This is a genomic window from Pigmentiphaga kullae (genome assembly GCF_004216695.1).
Classification (GTDB): Bacteria; Pseudomonadota; Gammaproteobacteria; order Burkholderiales; family Burkholderiaceae_B; genus Pigmentiphaga; species Pigmentiphaga kullae.
In genome coordinates, this window is record NZ_SGXC01000003.1 from 707,281 (window position 1) to 725,132 (window position 17,852).

A 17,852-nucleotide genomic window follows, 5' to 3' on the forward strand; every position below is an offset into this window, starting at 1 on the left:
TCGTGGGGAGTATGCGTCAATGCCCGCACCTCTGAGATCCCCCAATCCGTCGGCGTCCTTGACGACGCTGCGCGAGATCCTCGGCTACAACGTTCGAGCGTTCCGGGTCGCGCAGAAGATGTCGCAGGAGCAGCTCGGGTTTGCCGCCCATCTCGACCGGACCTTTGTCAGTCAGGTCGAGCGGGCACGCGTCAACATCTCGGTCGACAACATCGAGAAGCTGGCCAAGGCGCTCGAACTCGACCCCGCCATGCTGTTCAAACGCCCCGTGCTCTGAGTCCCGGCGGGGCCGCCATGACCGTTCCGCGAGCAGGACCGCTCAGTCCCTGAAGTTCTCGAAGCCCAGGGGCAGGTCGGTCACGTCCTTCTTCAGCAGCGCGATGGCGCTTTGCAGGTCGTCGCGCTTGGCGCCCTGCACGCGCACGGTGTCGCCCTGGATGCTGGACTGGACCTTCATCTTGCTGTTCTTGATCAGGGCCACGATCTTCTTGGCCGCGTCCTGCGGCACGCCATTGCGCACCGTCAGCACCTGCTTGACCTTGTCGCCGCCCATCTTCTCGACCTTGCCGTGATCCAGGAAGCGCACGTCCACGCTGCGCTTGGTCATCTTGTTCAGCAGCACGTCGCGCACCTGGTTCAACTGGAAGTCGCTGTCGGCATAGGCCGTCAGTTCCTTGTCGGTCTGTTCGACGCGGGCATCCGAACCCTTGAAGTCGAAGCGGGTGGTGATTTCCTTGTTGGTCTGCTCGACGGCATTGCGCAGTTCGACCAGGTTGGGTTTGCAGACGACATCGAATGTAGGCATGAATGAGCTCCTTGCGTGCGGCTTGCGGCCTGTCTTGGAATAGAGGAATTGTAGTCAAGTAAGATGGCGGGGCCGCGGGAAATCCGTCCCGCCCCGCTAGTTCGTCTTTCGTCCTGCCTGGTGCCCAGATTGGCTGTCGCTCCCGATTCCAGCGCTCGCGCGGGCCTCGTGCCCGGTGCCTGCGATCTTTCGTCTCTCAACACCCTGGGGCTGGTCAGTTCGGCGCCGGCCTGCGTCACGCTGCGCAGCCGCGACGAGCTGCCGGCGCTGGCCGGCCTGGCGCGTTCCCGCGACGCGGGGCTCCTGGTGCTGGGCGGCGGAAGCAATCTGGTCCTGCCGCCCCGGGTGCGCGGCCTGGTGGCGCGGATGGCGCTGCGCGGCATCCGGCTGTTGGCCGAGGACGACGAGTCCCGCGTGGTCGAAGCCGCGGCGGGCGAAAACTGGCACGACTTCGTTACCTATTGTGTCGGGCAAGGCTGGGGCGGGCTGGAGAACCTCGCGCTCATTCCCGGCACCGTCGGCGCGGCGCCGGTCCAGAACATAGGTGCCTATGGTGTCGAACTGCGCGACCGCTTCGCGGGCCTGACGGCCTACGACCTGCTGCGCGACGCCTGGACGGAGATGGACGCGGCGCAATGCGCCTTCGCCTATCGGGACAGCATCTTCAAGCGCGAGCCCGGGCGCTGGGTCATCGCCGCCGTGCGGCTGCGCTTGCCCCGGCGGTGGGCACCCGTGCTGGACTATCCCGATCTGCGGCGGCACGAGGGCCTGGCAGGCTCGCCCACCCCGCGCGATGTCTACGAGGCGGTTTGCGCGATCCGGCGGGCCAAGCTGCCGGACCCGGCCGTGCTGGGCAACGCCGGCAGTTTTTTCAAGAATCCGGTGGTGCCGGCCGCGCAATACGAGCAGCTGCATGCCCGCTTTCCCGGCCTGGTGGCCTATCCGCAAGAGGACGGCGGCTACAAGCTGGCCGCCGGCTGGCTGATCGACCAATGCGGCTGGAAGGGGCGCCGCATGGGACCGGTGGGTGTGCACGAGCGCCAGGCGCTGGTGCTGGTCAATCATGGCGGCGCGCAAGCCGGCGACGTGCTGGCGCTGGCGCAGGCGGTGCGGCGCGACGTGCGCGAACGCTACGGTCTGGAGCTGGAGATCGAGCCGGTCGTGGTGCCGGGCATCGATCCCTAGGCCGCTTCCCGCAAGGCGGCGTGCTGCCGGACGAAGCGCAGCAGCAGTTCGCGGGCCTCGGGTGCCGGCCGCAGGCGGGCGCTCAGCGCCTGGACGTCGAAGCCTTCCTCGCCCAGCCTGGGGCCGAAGTGGGTCAGGTAGGTCCCCATGATGCGGGGGCAGAACTCCGGATGGTACTGGCTGGAGATCACGCCATCGCCGTATTGCACGATCTGGTGCGCGTCGTGCTCGGAGCGCGCCAGCACGGTGGCGCCGGCCGGCACCTCCATCACGCTCTGTTGATGGATCAGGTGCGCGGGAAAGTGCGAGGGCAGTCCCGCCAGCAGGGGAGCGTCGCCGGCGGCGGGCAGCAGTTCGACGGTTTGCGTGCCCACTTCACGGCCGCGGGGATGAAAATCGACCCGGCCGCCCAGCGCATGGGCCAGCAACTGGTGTCCGTAGCAGATGCCCAGGATGGGCAGGCCCAGGTCCACCGCCCGCCGTATCCAGCCGGCCGTGCGCTCGCTCCAGTCGGCCAGGTCGGTGACCATGGCGGGTGAACCGGTGATGATCGCGGCCCGATAGCTCGAGGGCGGCCGCAGCTCGGCCCCCCGGTGCACGGCCACGATCTCGATGTCCCCGGCGCGCAGCCCGGCCGCTTCGCGGATCATGCAACTGAAGGTGCCGTGCCGGTTCGACACCGGTTCGGGCGGGAGCCCGGTCTGGATGATGAGCAGGGGCGGTTGGGCGTTCTCGTTCATGGCGCTCGAAAAACAAATCGGCGGCCCGAGGGCCGCCGACGGCGGGTCAACGCCAGCCCGTCTCCGGGCTGGTGGTAGGCACGGGTTCGGACGGTTGGCTCATCCGCGCTTGCGACGGGCGTTTTCCGCGATGCGCATGCGCAGGGCGTTCAGCTTGATGAAGCCGCCGGCATCCGCCTGGTCGTAGGCGCCGCCGTCGTCGTCGAAGGTCGCGATGGTCTGGTCGAACAGCGTGTTCTTCGAGTCGCGGGCGATGGTGTAGACGTTGCCCTTGTACAGCTTCAGGCGCACCCATCCGTTCACGGCCTGCTGGGTATGGTCGATCAGCACCTGCAGCGCCTTGCGCTCGGGGCTCCACCAGTAGCCGTTGTAGATCAGGCTGGCGTAGCGCGGCATCAGGTCGTCCTTGAGGTGGGCGACTTCGCGGTCCAGCGTGATGGATTCGATGGCGCGGTGGGCGCGCAGCATGATCGTGCCCCCCGGGGTTTCGTAGCAGCCGCGGGACTTCATGCCGACGTAGCGGTTTTCCACCAGGTCCAGGCGCCCGATGCCGTGCTTGCCGCCCAGCTTGTTCAGCTCGGTCAGCACTTCGGCGGGCGTCATGCGCTTGCCGTTCAGGGCGACGATGTCGCCCTGCTCGAACTCGACGTCCAGATATTCGGGGGTGTCGGGCGCGGCTTCCGGGGCCACGGTCCAGCGCCACATGGATTCCTCGGCTTCGGCCTTGGGGTCTTCCAGGTGGCGGCCTTCGTAGCTGATGTGCAGCAGGTTGGCGTCCATCGAGTAGGGCGCGCCGCCCTGCTTGTGCTTCATCTCGATGGGGATGCCGGCTTTTTCGGCGTAGGCCAGCAGCTTCTCGCGCGAGAGCAGGTCCCATTCGCGCCACGGGGCGACGACCTTGATGCCCGGCTCCAGCGCGTAGTAGCCCAGCTCGAAGCGGACCTGGTCGTTGCCCTTGCCGGTGGCGCCGTGGGAGACGGCGTCGGCCTTGACCGCGCGCGCGATCTCGATCTGGCGCTTGGCGATCAGCGGGCGGGCGATGGAGGTGCCCAGCAGGTACTCGCCTTCGTAGATGGTGTTGGCGCGGAACATCGGGAAGACGAAGTCGCGGACGAATTCCTCGCGCAAGTCGTCGATGTAGATGTGTTCCGGCTTGATGCCGAACTTCAGGGCCTTGGCGCGTGCCGGCTCGAGTTCTTCACCCTGGCCGATGTCGGCGGTGAAGGTGACGATTTCGCACTGATACGTGTCCTGAAGCCATTTCAGGATCACGGATGTGTCAAGACCGCCCGAGTAGGCAAGTACGACCTTCTTTACTTCGCTCATTGATGTTCCCAGGGCATGGACGGCCCGCGCTTGGGCGGTGCAGCTTTCTGGCCGGTCAGGTCACCGGATATGGGGGCGCACCCAAGGGGCGCTCCGTGCCATATGCGCGGGATCGTGCAATCGCCCCCCGGCCTCACAAGGGCGACCGGTCATTGTATCACCCCCTAGAGGCGCCCTAGAAGCAGAAATTCCATCAGGGCCTTCTGGACGTGCATGCGGTTCTCGGCTTCGTCCCAGACCACGCTTTGCGGGCCGTCGATGACGTCGGCGGTGACTTCCTCGCCACGGTGGGCGGGCAGGCAGTGCATGAAGACCGCGCCGGGGTCGGCCACGGCCATCATGTCGCCGTCGACGCACCAGTCGGCGAAGGCGGCGCGGCGTTCCTCGTTCTCGGCTTCGAAGCCCATGCTGGTCCAGACGTCGGTGGTGACCAGGTGGGCGCCCTTGCAGGCTTCCATGGGGTCGGCGAACTGCTTGAGCCGCTCGGCGTCGATGACGCCGGCGCGTTCGGGCTCGAGTTCGTAGCCGGGCGGGGTCGAGACGTGGAGATTGAAGTCCAGCAGCTCGGCCGCCTGCAGCCAGGTGTTGCACATGTTGTTGGAGTCGCCCACCCAGGCCACGGTCTTGCCCTGGATCGAGCCGCAGTGCTCGATGTAGGTGAAGATGTCGGCCAGGATCTGGCAGGGGTGGAATTCGTTGGTCAGGCCGTTGATGATGGGCACGCGCGAGTAGGCCGCGAAGCGCTCGATCTTGGTCTGTTCGAAGGTACGGATCATGATCAGGTCGACCATCCGGGAGATGACCTGGGCCGAGTCTTCGACCGGTTCGGAGCGGCCGAGCTGGGAGTCGCCCGTGGTCAGGTGGATGACCGAGCCGCCCATCTGGTACATGCCGGCCTCGAACGACACGCGGGTGCGGGTGCTGGCCTTCTCGAACACCATGGCGAGGGTGCGGTCGCTCAGGGTGAAATGCGGCTCGTAGTTCTTGAACTTGCGCTTGATCAGCGCCGCGCGGCTGAACAGGTATTCGATTTCCTCGCGCGTGAAGTCGTTGAACTGGAGGAAATGGCGCAGGGGAGGGGTGGTCTTCGAGTTTTGCTGGGGAGTTGCGTTCATACGACGCCTCTGACAGAGAGTTGCCGAATCGGCGGGCGGCGCCGTGGCGCCGCGGGCCATCGACTCATCGGCTCGTTTCGCGGAAAGGATCAATGATACCCGAGGCATTGTTACAAGCGGCGGGAGCCTCGGGATGGTGCGCGATCGCGTCGGCGGCGTGGGCGGTCGGTGGGGTGGCGGAAATCGTGTCGCGCGCCTGCGCGCCGTTCAGGGTGCGGCTGGAGGCCGGGTGGGGCGATAAGCTACAATGCCGAGCTTCTCTGGCGGGGCGTAACCCCGCCCGTCGCGAGCCCTGCCGGGCCCTATCGGGTCTTGCCTGGCCCGCGTCGAGTCCCGCGCCGCTGCGCGGGGCGGTCCGGTCGGCACATGCAACGCCTGTGTGCAACGGATCGGGCTCAAGATCCATCGGGTTCACGAGACCCCTCACCGCGGACACCTTCCGCAGACAACGACGATGGCTGAAAGCGTCAGGCAGTTCATTATCCAGGGTATCACTTCCGGCGGCAGCAAGTTCCGCCCCAGCGATTGGGCCGAACGCCTGGCCGGCGTCATGTCGCCTTATCGGCCCAAGGGCAGCGTGGCCAGCCCCTTCACCTATTCCCCCTATGTCGTGCCCACCTTCATCGACGGCGTCAAGTGCGTGGTGGTGGACGAGCGGCTGCGGGCGCTCGAGCCCCTGGCCTGGCAGTTCGTGAACGATTTCGCGCGCGACAACGATTTGCGCACGGTCGAGGCCTGCCTGATCCCGGATGCGCCGGGCAAGCCGCGTCAGCCCTGAGGGGCCGGTCAGGCCGGGGCCCCGGTGGGGGGCATTACGAGATGTATGGACGAACAAAAGCCAGCTTGGCAGGAGGGTATCCTGCCAAGCTGGCATCTTGCTCGCGCGCGGCACCGGGGCCGCGCAGCGGAATCAGATCAGGCCAGGGCCTTGACGGCGGCGGCCAGGCGGCTCTTGTGGCGAGCGGCCTTGTTCTTGTGAATGATCTTCTTGTCCGCGACGCGGTCGATGACGCTGGTGGCTTTCTGCAGCACTTCCGTGGCGGCGGCCTTGTCGCCGGCTTCCACGGCCTGGCGCACGCGCTTGATCGACGTGCGCAGCATCGAACGCAGGCTGGAGTTGTGCTTGTTGCGGACCACTGCTTGGCGGGCGCGCTTGCGTGCTTGGGCGGTATTAGCCATGAAAATTCCGTATCTGGTAGGGCGAAGTCACGACTTGCTATATGTGCTATACGCGGCGGCAGGAGCTTCGCAAAGCCAAAGACTATAGCCCCAAATGGCCGTAAAATCAAATGCTTCGTGGCCGAGTCCCCGCAAAACCACGAGCAAGGCAACCATACTCGCGCGGCGCCCCGCGTACAAGGTCACCCATGAATTTGCTGCGCGCCGCGGCCACCATCAGTAGTTATACCCTGTTGTCCCGTATCACCGGCCTCGTGCGCGACGTGCTGATCGCCCGGGCCTTCGGCGCCGGCAGCCTGACCGACGCGTTCTGGGTGGCCTTCCGCATTCCCAACCTGCTGCGCCGGCTGTTCGCCGAGGGCGCGTTCTCGCAGGCCTTCGTGCCCATCCTGGGGGAGGCCCGCAACCGCCATGCGCCCGAGGACACCCGCCGCCTGCTGGACCACGTGGCCTCGCTGCTGACCTTCGCGCTGATGGCCGTGACCGCCGTGGGCGTGATCGCCGCGCCCTGGGTGGTCAGCGCGATGGGCAGCGGGCTGCGGGGCGCGGAGCGCGCGGCCGATTTCCAGGCGGCGGTCTGGATGACCCGCGTCATGTTTCCCTACATCCTGTGCATGTCGCTGGTGGCCTTCGCCTCGGGCGTGCTCAACACCTGGCGGCATTTCGGCGTGCCGGCCTTCACCCCTGTGCTGCTGAACCTGTCCATGATCGCCGCCAGCCTCTGGCTCGCCCCGCACCTGGAGGTGCCGCTCTATGCCCTGGCGGTGGGCGTGATGGCCGGCGGCGTGGCCCAACTGGCGGTGCAGTTCGCCGCCCTGGCGCGGCTGGGCCTGTGCCCCCGCATCGGGCTTGGGCTGCGCGCGGCCTGGGCGGATCCCTACGTGCGGCGCATCCTGCGGCAGATGCTGCCGGCCATCGTGGGGGTCTCGGTGGCCCAGGTGTCGTTGCTGATCAATACCAACATCGCGACCTGGCTGGCGCCGGGCAGCGTCACCTGGCTGTCCTTCGCCGACCGGCTGATGGAGTTTCCGACCGCGCTGCTGGGCATCGCGCTCAGCACCGTATTGCTGCCCAGCCTGTCGCAGGCGCATGCCGCCGGCCACGCCGAGGAGTACAGTGCGCTGCTGGACTGGGGGCTGCGCCTGACGCTGCTGCTGGGCCTGCCCGCCTGCCTGGGCATGGCGCTGATGTCCACGGCCCTGGTCAGCACGCTGTTCCACTACGGCGCCTTCTCCGCCGCCGACGTCGCCCAGACCCGGATGGCCGTGGTGGCCTACGCGGTGGGCCTGATCGGGCTCCTGTCCGTGAAAATCCTGGCGCCCGGCTTCTATGCCAGGCAAGATATCCGCACGCCGGTCAAGATCGCGCTGGTGGTGCTGGTGGCCACGCAGTGCCTGAACCTGGTGTTCGTGCCGTGGCTGCATCATGCCGGGCTGGCGCTGTCCATCGGCCTGGGGGCCTGCATCAACGCGCTGGCCCTGCTGACCGGGTTGCGCCGCCGCGGCGTCTATCGGCCGGCGGCCGGTTGGGGCGGCTTCCTGGCAAGGTTGGCGGCGGCGCTGGCGGCCATGGGCCTGGCGCTGTGGCTGGCCGATCAGCGCGTGGACTGGCTGGGCCTGCAGGCCCACGCCTGGCTGCGGGTGGCGCTGCTGCTGGGCGTGATAGGCGGCGCCGCCGTGGTCTATTTCGGCGTGCTGTTCGTGCTGGGTTTCCGGCCGCGCGATTTCCGGCGCCGCACGGCGCCGCCCAGAGAATAGGAAGCGCCGACAACCCGGAGCACCGATGCGATGCCTGACGCGCCCATCAACCGCACCAGCGAGTTCCTTCCGCACACCGCGTTCTGGATACGCGATCAGGCCACCTCGGTCGGGCAGCCGCCGCTGCACAAGCACGAATATTTCCAGATCTATGTGAACCTGGCCGGCCGCACCGAGCATGTGCTGGGCGCGACGGTACGGCCCATCCTGCCGGGCACGCTCAGTTTCATCATGCCGCTGCGCGTGCACTGCATCCGGCACGTCGAACCGGCGGAGTTCTTCGTCATCAATTTCCGCCGCGATTTCCTGCGGCCGGAGTCGCGTATCGACCTGCTGGAACTGGAGGACGTCTCTATCGACGAGATGCCCGAGCTCGCGCCTTTCCTGTACCAGGAGCACCTGGATTTCGAGCTGGGCGCCGACGAGTTGGATGAGGTGCGCCGCCTGTGCCTGCGCATGCAGGCCGAGCACGGCCGGGGCGGCTTCTACGCCGCCGAGTTCATCCGCGCCGACCTGTTCCGCCTGATCGGCCTGGTGTGCCGCCGGCATCAGGACGATCTCCAGGCCCTGGCCCGGACCTCGATGCTGCAGGGCAGCCGCCGGGCATCGCTGGCGCGCGTGAGCCGCTTCATGCGCGAGCACCTGGCCGAGCCCATCACGCTGGCGGACGCGGCGGCCGCCGCCTATCTGTCGACCCACTACCTGGCGCACCTGCTCAAGCGGGAGACCGGCCGGACCTTCACCGAGATCCTGGCCGACCAGCGCATGGACCTTGCGTGCCGGATGCTGGCGGGATCGTCGCGCCCGATCGCCGAGATCGCGGCCAGCGTGGGCTTTCCCGACGAGGCGTATTTCGCCCGGCGTTTCCGCCAGTTGCGCGGCGTGACGCCCAGCGCCTATCGCGGCCAGGCCGCGGGCCGGGAGAACCCGGCCGAGGCCTGGCAGGCGTCCTGATTTTGTCCAAATAGTCGCCAATCCCGTCCATGGCCGGCGGCGGCCGCGCTTCCTATACTTTTCTGCATGCGCGGGACGTGCGGGGGCACGCCGTCCGCGCCACCGGAAAAGGGAGGGCGCCATGTATCGACCGTTACGCCGGCTGGGACTTGCCGCATGCCTGTGGGCATGCGCGATGGGGGCCGCCACCGCGGCCGATGCGGATTATCCGTCTCGCGCGGTCCGCATGGTGGTGCCCTATGTGGTGGGCGGCAGCACCGACCTGCTGGGCCGCCAACTGGCGCAGCGGCTGGGCGCCGCGCTGGGCCAGCAGGTCTTCGTCGAGAACCAGGGCGGCGCCGGCAGCACGATAGGCACGGCCACGGTGGCGCGGGCGCAGCCGGATGGCTACACCATCGGTCTCCTGGACACCGCCTTCGCCATCAATCCCAGCCTGTACGCCAACCTGCCGTACGACAGCCTGAAGGACTTCGATTTCCTGTCGGTGGTCGCCACCGCGACCGGCGTGCTGGTGGTCAACAGCAAGCGCCTCAAGGCGCGCACGGTGCAGGAGCTCGTGGCCGAGGCCAAGGCCCGGCCCGATCAGCTCAGCTTCGCGTCCGCCGGCGCCGGCACGGTCGTCCACCTGCATGGCGAGACCTTCAAGACCGCCGCGGGCATCAAGCTGCTGCACGTGCCCTACAAGGGGGCGGGGCCGGCGATCGCCGATCTGCTGGGCGGGCAGGTCGACATGATGTTCAACCTGCCGGCGCTGGTCGTGCAGCAGGTCAAGAGCGGCGTGCTGGCGCCGATCGCGGTGACCGGCGACAAGCGCTCGCCGCTGTTCCCCGACACGCCATCCTTCGCCGAGGCGGGCTATCCGGGCGTCGATGCCGTGTCCCTGTGGGTGGTGGCCGCGCCCAAGGGCCTGCCCGCCGCCGTGCACGACAAGCTGGTGGCCGCCATCGGGCAGGCCATGGCTGGCCCGGACATGCAGGCCAAGCTGGCCGAGAGCTCGTTCGAACGCACGCTCGTGCCGTATCCGCGCAGCGTGGATTTCGTGCGCGAGCAAATGGCCAAGTTCGCCGCCGCGGTGAAGGCTTCCGGCGCGACGGTGAACTGATGCGTATCGTCAAGATCCTCGAACGCACGGTCGCGCTGGAATCGCGCCTGTCCAATGCCCGCTCCGACTTCAGCCAGATGACCGCCACGGTGGTGGCCGTGGTGTCGGACGTGATCCGCGACGGACGGCCGCTGGTGGGGTTCGCGTTCAACTCCTTCGGCCGTTATGCCTGCGGCGAACAGATCCGCGACCGGATCGCGCCGCGCATCCTGGGCGCCGATCCCGACAGTCTGCTGGACGCCTCGGGACGGAATTTCGATCCCGCGGCGATCCTGGCCTGCGGGCAGCGGCGGGAGCGGCGCGGCGGCTACGCCGAGCGCGCCATTCCCATGGGCACGGTGGACGTGGCCGTGTGGGACCTGGTGGCCAAGGTCGAAGGCAAGCCGCTGCATGCCGTGCTGGCCGAGCGCCATGGCGGCGGCCGGGCGCGCACGCACGCGCCGGTGTATGTCGGCGGCGGCTGGTATTTTCCGGGCCAGACCGCGCGCGACCTGAAGGACGAGATGATCCGGTACCGCGACGCCGGCTACCGGATGGTGAAGATGAAGATAGGCGGCCTGTCGGTGGCCGAGGACTGCCGGCGCATCGAGGCCGTGCTGAGCGAGATGGGCGACGGCCGGGCCCTGGCCGTGGATGCGAGCTGCGCGTTCGGCCGCGATACCGCGCTGGACTATGCCCGGGCCATCGCGCCCTACGGCCTGCGCTGGTTCGAAGAGCCCTGCGATTTCCTGGAGTACGGCATCTATGCCGACCTGGCCCGCGCCTACGCGGGGCCCCTGGCCACCGGCGAGAACATGGCCTGCGGCAAGGAACTGGACCACTTCCTGTCCTACGCGGGCTTTCGTCCGGACCGGGACATCATCCAGCTCGATCCTCCGCTGTCCTTCGGCATCACCGAGTACCTGAACGTGCTGGCGGTTGCCGGCCGGCACGGTTTCGCCCGTTCCGCGATGTATCCGCACGGCGGCAACCTGATGTGCCTGCACCTGGTCGGCGGCCTGGGGCTGGGGGGATGCGAGTCCTATCCGGACACGTTCGGCATCTTCAGCGGCTTCGGCCAGGAGGTCGCTATCGCCGACGGGCAGGCCACTCTGCCGCAGTCGCCGGGCATAGGCTTCGAGCGCCAGCCCGGCCTGTACGCCGTGATGAAGGACATGGCGGGATTCTGACACCAAGCGAGGAGTGAAGATGAAGATAGGACGCATGGCCACCGTGGCCGGAGCGCACGTGTGCGCGGTCGAGGGCGATCGCGTGGTCGACCTGGCGCTGGCCGCCCACGCGGCGGGCCGCGAATGGATGGCGCCGCTGTTCCACGACCTGCGGCTGTTCCTGGCGGCGGGCGACATGGCCCGCGACGCGGCCGCCGGCCTGGCCGCGTCCGGTCCCGTCGTTGCGCTGGATTCGGTGCGCCTGCTCGCGCCCATCGAAGCGGGATCGAAGATCCTCGCGCACGTCGTCAACTATTTCGACCATGGCGCCGAGGGCAAGCTGACGCCGCCCGAGCAGCCGTTCTTCTTCACCAAGCTGCCCGGCACGGCGGTGGCACCCGGCGACCCCATCGGCGGCCACGATTTCTCGCGCAAGATGGACTACGAGGCGGAACTGGCGGTCGTGATCGGCCGGGAAGGGCGCGACATCGCCGAAGCGGACGCCTACGACCACGTGGCGGGCTATACCGTCTGCAACGACGTAAGCTACCGCGAGTTGCAGGCCAACGAGGCGGCGCCCACCCTGACCGGCCGCTATGGCCAGAACTGGATACAGGGCAAGAGCCTGGACCGTTCCTGCCCGCTGGGGCCGGCCATCGCGCTGGCGCGGGACATTCCCCGGCCGTATCCGCTGCGCATCACGTGTCGGGTCAATGGCGAGACCAGGCAGGATGCGTCCACCGAGCAGATGATCTTCAAGATCCCGGCGCTGGTCGCGCACATTTCGCGCGCGATGACGCTGCGGCCGGGCGACGTCATCGCCACCGGCACGCCCGCGGGCTGCGGGGTGGCCGACGGCCGCTATCTGCGGCCGGGCGATGTCGTCGAGTGCGAGATCGAGAAGGTGGGAAGCCTGCGCAATACGGTGCTGGCGGCGGTCCGGTCCTGAGCGGCCCGGAACCCGCCACCGCGCCCGGCCGCTAGAGCAGCGGCACCAGCAGCAGTGCGACGATGTTGACGATCTTGATCAGGGGGTTCACCGCGGGGCCGGCCGTGTCCTTGTAGGGGTCGCCCACGGTGTCGCCGGTAACGGCGGCCTTGTGGGCCTCGGAGCCCTTGCCGCCGTGGTGGCCTTCCTCGATGTATTTCTTGGCGTTGTCCCAGGCGCCGCCGCCCGTGCACATGGAGATGGCGACGAACAGCCCGGTCACGATGGCGCCCATCAGCATGCCGCCCACCGCCATGCGCGCCGCTTCGCCGCCCATCAGCAGGCCGATGATCACGGCCAGCACGATGGGCACCACCACGGGCAGCGCCGAGGGCACCATCATTTCCTTGATGGCCGCCTTGGTCAGCATGTCCACGGCCTTGCCGTACTCGGGCTTGGCGGTGCCTTCCATGATGCCGGGGATCTCGGTGAACTGGCGCCGGACCTCGACCACCACCGATCCCGCGGCGCGGCCCACGGCCTCCATGGCCATCGCCGCGAACAGGAAGGGGATGAGGCCGCCCACGAACAGGCCGATGATGACGGCCGGTTCGGCCAGCGAGAAGTCGACGTTCTTGCCGAGGTGGTCGAGCGCGTGGGTGAAGTCGGCGAACAGCACCAGCGCGGCCAGGCCGGCCGAGCCGATGGCATAGCCCTTGGTGACCGCCTTGGTGGTGTTGCCCACCGCGTCCAGCGGATCGGTGATGTTGCGCACCGATTCGGGCATCTGCGCCATTTCGGCGATGCCGCCGGCGTTGTCGGTGATGGGGCCGTAGGCGTCCAGCGCGACGATGATGCCCGCCATGGACAGCATGGCGGTGGCCGCGACGGCGATGCCGTACAGGCCCGCCAGCGTGTAGGCGGCGTAGATCGCCAGGCAGACCAGGATCACGGGCGCGGCGGTGGACTTCATCGAGACCGCCAGGCCGGCGATGATGTTGGTGCCGTGTCCGGTGGTCGAGGCCTGCGCCACGTAGCGCACCGGCTTGTATTCGGTGCCCGTGTAGTACTCGGTGATCCAGACGATCAGGCCGGTCAGCACCAGGCCCACCACCGTGCAGCCGTAGAGCCGGCCCAGGCTGTTGCCGTCGTCCAGCGGGGTGCCGGCGAAGACCCAGGCCGTCAGCGGGTAGAACGCCACCAGCGCCAGGATGCCCGCCACCGCGAGGCCGCGGTACAGCGCGCTCATGATGCGCTTGCCGGGGCTGGCCTTGACCGCCATGCAGCCCAGGATGGATGCGATGATGGAGAAGCCGCCCAGGACCAGCGGGTAGATGACCGCCTGCAGCGGCGCCACCTCGATCACCAGCGACCCCAGCAGCATGGTGGCGACGATGGTGACGGCATAGGTCTCGAACAGGTCCGCCGCCATGCCCGCGCAGTCGCCCACGTTGTCGCCGACGTTGTCGGCGATGACCGCGGGGTTGCGCGGATCGTCTTCGGGGATGCCGGCCTCGACCTTGCCCACCAGGTCGGCGCCCACGTCGGCGCCCTTGGTGAAGATGCCGCCGCCCAGCCGGGCGAAGATGGAAATCAGCGAGGAGCCGAAGGCCAGGCCGATCAGCGGCTGCAATTGTTCGTGCAGTCCGGCGCCGTCGGCGCCCGACAGGTTGGTGCCCAGCAGTACCCACAGCAGCACGGTAATGCCGGTCAGCCCCAGGCCCACCACCAGCATGCCGGTGATGGCGCCGCCGCGGAAAGCGACGGTCAGCGCTTCGTTCAAGCCCCGCGTGGCAGCCTGGGCGGTACGCACGTTGGCGCGCACCGAGACGTTCATGCCTATGAAGCCCGCGGCGCCGGAAAGCACGGCGCCCACTGCGAAGCCCAGCGCGCACGGCCAGCCCAGGCCGGGCACGAGGCCGATGACGATGAACAGCACCACGCCGACGATGGCGATGGTCGTGTACTGACGGGCGAGATAGGCTTGAGCGCCCTGCTGCACGGCCGTCGCGATTTCCACCATGCGGGTGTTCCCGCTTTCTTGCTTGAGTATCCAGAAGGTGGAAATCGCGCCGAACGCGACGGCCAGAAGGCCGCATACGAGCGCGAATGACAGACCGGTTGCCATGCAACTCCTCCTTTTGTTCAACTACGAAAGTTTCAAAAACTACCGAGCAAACAAAAACAGTGAAGCAGTTACCGCACCCGACCCAACCCCAACCTCACCCAGACCGAGGAAACCGCGGATCTGGCTCCGCCAGTCCGCAGGTTTCGCCCCCTGGGGGGCGCGCGTAAGCGCGTAGGGGGGGCTACCTCAACGCATCGAACAGGCGGGTCTTGATCTCGTCGACGGAGCCTACACCGGAGATCTTGCGGTAGCGGGGCGCCTTCGCATCGCCTTCGGCGGCCCACTGCGAGTAATAGTCGACCAGCGGCCGGGTCTGCTGGCGATAGACCTCGAGACGCTTGCGCACGGTCTCTTCCTTGTCGTCGTCGCGCTGGACGAGCGGCTCGCCCGTGACGTCGTCGACGCCGGCGTTCTTGGGCGGATTGAAGCGCAGGTGGTAGGTGCGGCCGCTGGCCAGGTGCACGCGGCGGCCGCTCATGCGTTCGATGATCTCTTCCTCGGGTACGTCCACTTCGACCACGAAGTCCAGCGACACGCCGGCCGAGCGCAGCGCCTCGGCCTGGGGAATCGTGCGGGGGAATCCGTCGAACAGGTAGCCGTTGGCGCAGTCCGCTTCCTTCAGCCTGTCCTGGACGAGGCCGATGATGATGTCGTCGGAGACGAGTCCGCCGACGTCCATGACTTTCTTGGCTTCGATGCCCAGGGGCGTGCCGGCCTTGACCGCGGCCCGCAGCATGTCGCCGGTGGAAATCTGGGGAATGCCGTAGCGGTCCTTGAGGAACGCGGCCTGGGTGCCTTTGCCGGCGCCGGGCGCTCCGAGCAAGATTAGACGCATTGATGCTTCCTGATTGAGTTGGTGTTCTTGGCCTGCGGCGTTACCGGCGCACACACCGCTGGCCCGGCCCATCAGGGTCCAGGCCGCGAACGTGTCGCCGGGATGGTGATGAAAGCCGATGCGCTGCGGCATGCGGTCGATGTCGGTATGCCGACCCCCCTATGGCCGCGTGTTTCAGGCACGAGTCCCCCAAACTTACCTCAAGCGCGCGGCGCCGGTCAAATCAGCCTTGGGCTTCCACCAGCCGCCGCACGAATTCGAGATCGGCGGCCGTGTCGACGCCGGGCGCGGGGGCCTGCGGCGTGACGTGGACCTGGATGGCGTAGCCGTGCTCGAGCGCGCGCAACTGCTCGAGCGACTCCCAGCGTTCCAGGCGGCCCTGGGGCAGCGTGGGAAAGCGGCGCAGGAAGCCGACGCGGTAGGCGTAGAGCCCGATGTGGCGCAGGGCGGGCAGGCCGGGCGCGAACACGCGCTCGCCGCCGGCCAGCGCATCGCGGGCCCAGGGGATGGGCGCGCGCGAGAAATACAGGGCATGGCCGTCGGCGCCGCAGACGACCTTCACGAAGTTGGGGTTGAACAGTTCGTCGGCGGTGTCGATGGGATGCGCCGCGGTGGCGATGGCGGCCGCGCTGTGGCGGTCCAGCGTCTGGGCCACGTGGGCGACCAGCGCCGGGTCGATCAGGGGTTCGTCGCCCTGGATGTTGACCACGATCTGCGTGTCGTCGAGTTCGAGCGCGTCGCAGGCCTCGGCCAGCCGGTCGGTGCCGGTCGGGTGGTCGGCGCGGGTCATCAGGCTGTCGAAGCCGTGGGCGCGGACCGCGTCGCGGATGGCGGCGTCGTCGGTCGCCACCAGGATGCGCGATGCGCCGCTGGCCCGCGCCTGCCGCGCGACGCGGACGATCATGGGGACGCCGCCGATGTCCGCCAGCATCTTGCCGGGCAGGCGCGTGGAAGCGGCGCGCGCCGGGATGATGGCGGTGAAGTCGGCCGGATCAGGCATGGGGCGTCTCGGCGGCCGGGGCCTCGGTCTCGTCCTGCCACGGCTGGGCCTCGGATTCGAGCATGACCGGAATGCCGTCGCGGATGGGAAAGCTCAGGCGGTCGGTGCGGCAGCCCAGCAGGTGCGCGGCGCGGTCGTGGCGCAGCTGGCCCTTGCAGAGCGGGCAGACCAGGATGTCAAGCAGGCGTATGTCCATGGAGTCGGGTTTCCAGCCAATCGAAGAACGCGGGGTCGGACAAATGCGCCGAAACCGTGACGGCCCACACGCGCGGGTCGTCCACCGCCGGACATTTTACGGCGTCCTTGTCGGTGACGAGGATGATATCGGCCTCGATCGCGGCGAACGGTGGGTGGGCGTAATCGTAGTGGTCGGGCAGGCCCAGCGTGGTGTCCAGCCGGATGCCGGCGCGGCGCAGCGTGGCGAAGAAGCGCTCGGGGTTGCCGATGCCCGCCACGGCGGCGATGCGGGGCATCGAGCCCAGCTCCGCCAGTGGCAGGCGCTTGCCGTCGGCCAGGCGCCAGGCGCCGTCGATGACGAGATCCATGTCCACCGCGCGCACGCCGGCCGGAGCGGAGGGCACGGCGCCGGACCCGCCGCCGCTGCGATTGGTGACGATCGCGTCCACGCCGCGCAGGCGCGAGGCCGGCTCGCGCAGCGGGCCGGCGGGCAGCAGCCGGCCGTTGCCGACGCCGCGTTCGTCCTGCACCACGATTTCCACGTCGCGGGCCAGCGCCAGGTGCTGCAGGCCGTCGTCGGACAGGATCACGTCCACGTGGGGATGCGCCGCCAGCAGCGCGCGGGCGGCGTCGGCGCGGCGGGGATGGACCGCCACCGGGACGTCGGCCTGGTGCGCGATCAGGGCCGGTTCGTCGCCGAAGTCCGCGGGGTCCAGCCGGCCGCAGCCCACGCGGGCGGCGGGGCCGACCCGCACGCCGTAGCCGCGGCTGATCACGCCGGGACGATGGCCGCGTGCCCGCAGGGCGCGAGCCGCGGCCACGATGAAGGGGGTCTTGCCGGTGCCGCCGACATAGACGTTGCCGACCACGACCACCGGCACGCCCACGCGCTCGGTCCGCCGCCAGCCCGCGCGGTAGGCGAGGCGCTTGGCGGCGACGGCCAGGGCGGCCAGCAGGGACAGGGGAGCAAGCAGCCACGACAGCCATCCGCCCGTCTGCCACTGGCGTTGCAGCACGGTGCGCAGGGCGGGGCCGGGCTTCATCTGCCCGATCCCGCGGGCGCGGCCTGCGTGGTGAATCCTATGCGCGAGATGCCGGCCCGTCCCGCCGCCTCCATGGCCCGCACCACGGCCTGGTGGGTGGCTGCGGCGTCCGCGTCGATCACCAGCGAGGGGTCGTCGCGCCCGGCCGCCGCCTTGCGCAGCGCCTCGGACAACTGGTCGGCGTCGGCGACGGGCAGCGCCTTGCCGTTGAGCGCGTAGCGGCCGTCGGCCGCGACCGTGACGGTCAGGCCCGTGGCCGCTTCGGCGGACTGGGCGGTGGCGTCGGGCAGGCGCACGGACAACTGGCTGAAGCGCGAAAAGGACGTGCTGGCGGCCAGGAAGATCAGGATGACCAGCAGGACGTCGATCAGCGGGATCAGGTTGATGTCGGGTTCGTCGGTCTCGAGGTGGCGGCGGAAGTTCATGGCTG

General features: G+C 68.6%; 19 protein-coding genes. 8 read left to right on the forward strand and 11 right to left on the reverse strand.

The annotated features are described in order from the left end of the window. The first annotated feature begins 58 nt into the window (after positions 1 to 58). On the forward strand, positions 59 to 277 hold the full coding sequence (locus EV675_RS26130; protein ID WP_233146180.1) for a helix-turn-helix domain-containing protein: 219 nt from the start codon (positions 59 to 61) through the stop codon (positions 275 to 277). Between the two features lie 42 nt (positions 278 to 319). On the opposite strand, the gene EV675_RS26135 is transcribed toward EV675_RS26130, so the two are convergent. Continuing rightward, a complete protein-coding gene (locus tag EV675_RS26135; protein WP_124690365.1) occupies positions 320 to 805 on the reverse strand; it encodes a YajQ family cyclic di-GMP-binding protein in 486 nt (161 codons plus the stop codon). A 129-nt stretch (positions 806 to 934) separates the two neighbouring features. On the opposite strand from EV675_RS26135, the gene murB reads away from it, so the two are divergent. Further along, positions 935 to 1,990: a UDP-N-acetylmuramate dehydrogenase gene (gene murB, locus EV675_RS26140; RefSeq protein WP_423213245.1), complete on the forward strand. Its 1,056-nt coding sequence runs from the start codon at positions 935 to 937 to the stop codon at positions 1,988 to 1,990. On the opposite strand, the gene EV675_RS26145 is transcribed toward murB, so the two are convergent. The 3 genes from EV675_RS26145 to argF all read right to left on the reverse strand — a co-directional run bounded on the left by EV675_RS26145 (position 1,987) and on the right by argF (position 5,171). Then, positions 1,987 to 2,730 carry a glutamine amidotransferase gene (locus tag EV675_RS26145; RefSeq protein ID WP_130361416.1) on the reverse strand — a complete coding sequence of 248 codons (744 nt, stop codon included), beginning with the start codon at positions 2,728 to 2,730 and terminating at the stop codon, positions 1,987 to 1,989. The two genes, murB and EV675_RS26145, sit on opposite strands and share 4 nt — an antisense overlap. Before the next feature lie 99 nt (positions 2,731 to 2,829). After that, on the reverse strand, positions 2,830 to 4,056 hold the full coding sequence (locus EV675_RS26150) for an argininosuccinate synthase (protein ID WP_130361418.1): 1,227 nt from the start codon (positions 4,054 to 4,056) through the stop codon (positions 2,830 to 2,832). A 164-nt stretch (positions 4,057 to 4,220) separates the two neighbouring features. Further along, positions 4,221 to 5,171, reverse strand: coding sequence for an ornithine carbamoyltransferase (gene argF, locus EV675_RS26155; RefSeq protein WP_130361420.1), 951 nt, complete (start codon positions 5,169 to 5,171; stop codon positions 4,221 to 4,223). Between the two features lie 454 nt (positions 5,172 to 5,625). On the opposite strand from argF, the gene EV675_RS26160 reads away from it, so the two are divergent. Further along, complete coding sequence (locus EV675_RS26160) at positions 5,626 to 5,949, forward strand: DUF3579 domain-containing protein (protein WP_130361422.1); 324 nt, start codon at positions 5,626 to 5,628, stop codon at positions 5,947 to 5,949. 137 nt (positions 5,950 to 6,086) lie between these two features. Here the strand turns inward: EV675_RS26160 and rpsT are convergent, their stop codons facing one another. Continuing rightward, positions 6,087 to 6,350, reverse strand: coding sequence for a 30S ribosomal protein S20 (gene rpsT, locus EV675_RS26165; RefSeq protein ID WP_087780818.1), 264 nt, complete (start codon positions 6,348 to 6,350; stop codon positions 6,087 to 6,089). Positions 6,351 to 6,538: 188 nt separating this feature from the next. On the opposite strand from rpsT, the gene murJ reads away from it, so the two are divergent. From murJ to EV675_RS26190, 5 genes are all read left to right on the forward strand, one after another. Then, entirely contained in the window at positions 6,539 to 8,107 is a 1,569-nt protein-coding gene (gene murJ, locus EV675_RS26170) for a murein biosynthesis integral membrane protein MurJ (RefSeq protein ID WP_130361424.1), read from the forward strand. A gap of 30 nt (positions 8,108 to 8,137) precedes the next feature. Then, entirely contained in the window at positions 8,138 to 9,061 is a 924-nt protein-coding gene (locus EV675_RS26175) for an AraC family transcriptional regulator (RefSeq protein ID WP_130361426.1), read from the forward strand. Between the two features lie 121 nt (positions 9,062 to 9,182). After that, the gene (locus tag EV675_RS26180; RefSeq protein WP_130361428.1) at positions 9,183 to 10,163 is read left to right on the forward strand and encodes a Bug family tripartite tricarboxylate transporter substrate binding protein; all 981 of its coding nucleotides are present in this window, start codon (positions 9,183 to 9,185) and stop codon (positions 10,161 to 10,163) included. Continuing rightward, positions 10,163 to 11,332 carry an enolase C-terminal domain-like protein gene (locus EV675_RS26185; protein WP_130361430.1) on the forward strand — a complete coding sequence of 390 codons (1,170 nt, stop codon included), beginning with the start codon at positions 10,163 to 10,165 and terminating at the stop codon, positions 11,330 to 11,332. The genes EV675_RS26180 and EV675_RS26185 overlap by 1 nt, the downstream gene beginning before the upstream one ends. A 19-nt stretch (positions 11,333 to 11,351) precedes the next feature. Further along, positions 11,352 to 12,260 carry a fumarylacetoacetate hydrolase family protein gene (locus tag EV675_RS26190; RefSeq protein ID WP_130361432.1) on the forward strand — a complete coding sequence of 303 codons (909 nt, stop codon included), beginning with the start codon at positions 11,352 to 11,354 and terminating at the stop codon, positions 12,258 to 12,260. A gap of 31 nt (positions 12,261 to 12,291) precedes the next feature. Here the strand turns inward: EV675_RS26190 and EV675_RS26195 are convergent, their stop codons facing one another. The 6 genes from EV675_RS26195 to EV675_RS26220 form a co-directional block, all read right to left on the reverse strand. After that, positions 12,292 to 14,367 carry a sodium-translocating pyrophosphatase gene (locus tag EV675_RS26195; protein ID WP_130361434.1) on the reverse strand — a complete coding sequence of 692 codons (2,076 nt, stop codon included), beginning with the start codon at positions 14,365 to 14,367 and terminating at the stop codon, positions 12,292 to 12,294. A 181-nt stretch (positions 14,368 to 14,548) separates the two neighbouring features. Beyond that, positions 14,549 to 15,202 carry an adenylate kinase gene (gene adk, locus EV675_RS26200; protein ID WP_130361436.1) on the reverse strand — a complete coding sequence of 218 codons (654 nt, stop codon included), beginning with the start codon at positions 15,200 to 15,202 and terminating at the stop codon, positions 14,549 to 14,551. A gap of 223 nt (positions 15,203 to 15,425) precedes the next feature. Beyond that, positions 15,426 to 16,202: a 3-deoxy-manno-octulosonate cytidylyltransferase gene (kdsB, locus tag EV675_RS26205; RefSeq protein WP_130361438.1), complete on the reverse strand. Its 777-nt coding sequence runs from the start codon at positions 16,200 to 16,202 to the stop codon at positions 15,426 to 15,428. Beyond that, positions 16,195 to 16,398, reverse strand: coding sequence for a Trm112 family protein (locus tag EV675_RS26210; protein ID WP_130361440.1), 204 nt, complete (start codon positions 16,396 to 16,398; stop codon positions 16,195 to 16,197). Before EV675_RS26210 ends, kdsB begins: the two co-directional genes overlap by 8 nt. Further along, positions 16,379 to 17,422 carry a tetraacyldisaccharide 4'-kinase gene (lpxK, locus tag EV675_RS26215; protein ID WP_130361442.1) on the reverse strand — a complete coding sequence of 348 codons (1,044 nt, stop codon included), beginning with the start codon at positions 17,420 to 17,422 and terminating at the stop codon, positions 16,379 to 16,381. The genes EV675_RS26210 and lpxK overlap by 20 nt, the downstream gene beginning before the upstream one ends. Continuing rightward, positions 17,419 to 17,847 (reverse strand): ExbD/TolR family protein, encoded by a 429-nt coding sequence (locus EV675_RS26220; RefSeq protein WP_130361444.1) that lies wholly within the window; start codon positions 17,845 to 17,847, stop codon positions 17,419 to 17,421. The genes lpxK and EV675_RS26220 overlap by 4 nt, the downstream gene beginning before the upstream one ends. Between the last annotated feature and the right edge of the window lie 5 nt (positions 17,848 to 17,852).

Excerpts from the sequence above, each read along its gene's own strand:
- EV675_RS26135 (WP_124690365.1), bottom strand. The coding sequence starts at position 805 with ATGCCTACATTCGATGTCGTCTGCAAACCCAACCTGGTCGAACTGCGC.
- EV675_RS26145 (WP_130361416.1), bottom strand. The coding sequence starts at position 2,730 with ATGAACGAGAACGCCCAACCGCCCCTGCTCATCATCCAGACCGGGCTC.
- EV675_RS26150 (WP_130361418.1), bottom strand. The coding sequence starts at position 4,056 with ATGAGCGAAGTAAAGAAGGTCGTACTTGCCTACTCGGGCGGTCTTGAC.
- argF (WP_130361420.1), bottom strand. The coding sequence starts at position 5,171 with ATGAACGCAACTCCCCAGCAAAACTCGAAGACCACCCCTCCCCTGCGC.
- EV675_RS26160 (WP_130361422.1), top strand. The coding sequence starts at position 5,626 with ATGGCTGAAAGCGTCAGGCAGTTCATTATCCAGGGTATCACTTCCGGC.
- rpsT (WP_087780818.1), bottom strand. The coding sequence starts at position 6,350 with ATGGCTAATACCGCCCAAGCACGCAAGCGCGCCCGCCAAGCAGTGGTC.
- murJ (WP_130361424.1), top strand. The coding sequence starts at position 6,539 with ATGAATTTGCTGCGCGCCGCGGCCACCATCAGTAGTTATACCCTGTTG.
- EV675_RS26175 (WP_130361426.1), top strand. The coding sequence starts at position 8,138 with ATGCCTGACGCGCCCATCAACCGCACCAGCGAGTTCCTTCCGCACACC.
- EV675_RS26180 (WP_130361428.1), top strand. The coding sequence starts at position 9,183 with ATGTATCGACCGTTACGCCGGCTGGGACTTGCCGCATGCCTGTGGGCA.
- EV675_RS26185 (WP_130361430.1), top strand. The coding sequence starts at position 10,163 with ATGCGTATCGTCAAGATCCTCGAACGCACGGTCGCGCTGGAATCGCGC.
- EV675_RS26190 (WP_130361432.1), top strand. The coding sequence starts at position 11,352 with ATGAAGATAGGACGCATGGCCACCGTGGCCGGAGCGCACGTGTGCGCG.
- EV675_RS26195 (WP_130361434.1), bottom strand. The coding sequence starts at position 14,367 with ATGGCAACCGGTCTGTCATTCGCGCTCGTATGCGGCCTTCTGGCCGTC.
- adk (WP_130361436.1), bottom strand. The coding sequence starts at position 15,202 with ATGCGTCTAATCTTGCTCGGAGCGCCCGGCGCCGGCAAAGGCACCCAG.
- kdsB (WP_130361438.1), bottom strand. The coding sequence starts at position 16,202 with ATGCCTGATCCGGCCGACTTCACCGCCATCATCCCGGCGCGCGCCGCT.
- EV675_RS26210 (WP_130361440.1), bottom strand. The coding sequence starts at position 16,398 with ATGGACATACGCCTGCTTGACATCCTGGTCTGCCCGCTCTGCAAGGGC.
- lpxK (WP_130361442.1), bottom strand. The coding sequence starts at position 17,422 with ATGAAGCCCGGCCCCGCCCTGCGCACCGTGCTGCAACGCCAGTGGCAG.
- EV675_RS26220 (WP_130361444.1), bottom strand. The coding sequence starts at position 17,847 with ATGAACTTCCGCCGCCACCTCGAGACCGACGAACCCGACATCAACCTG.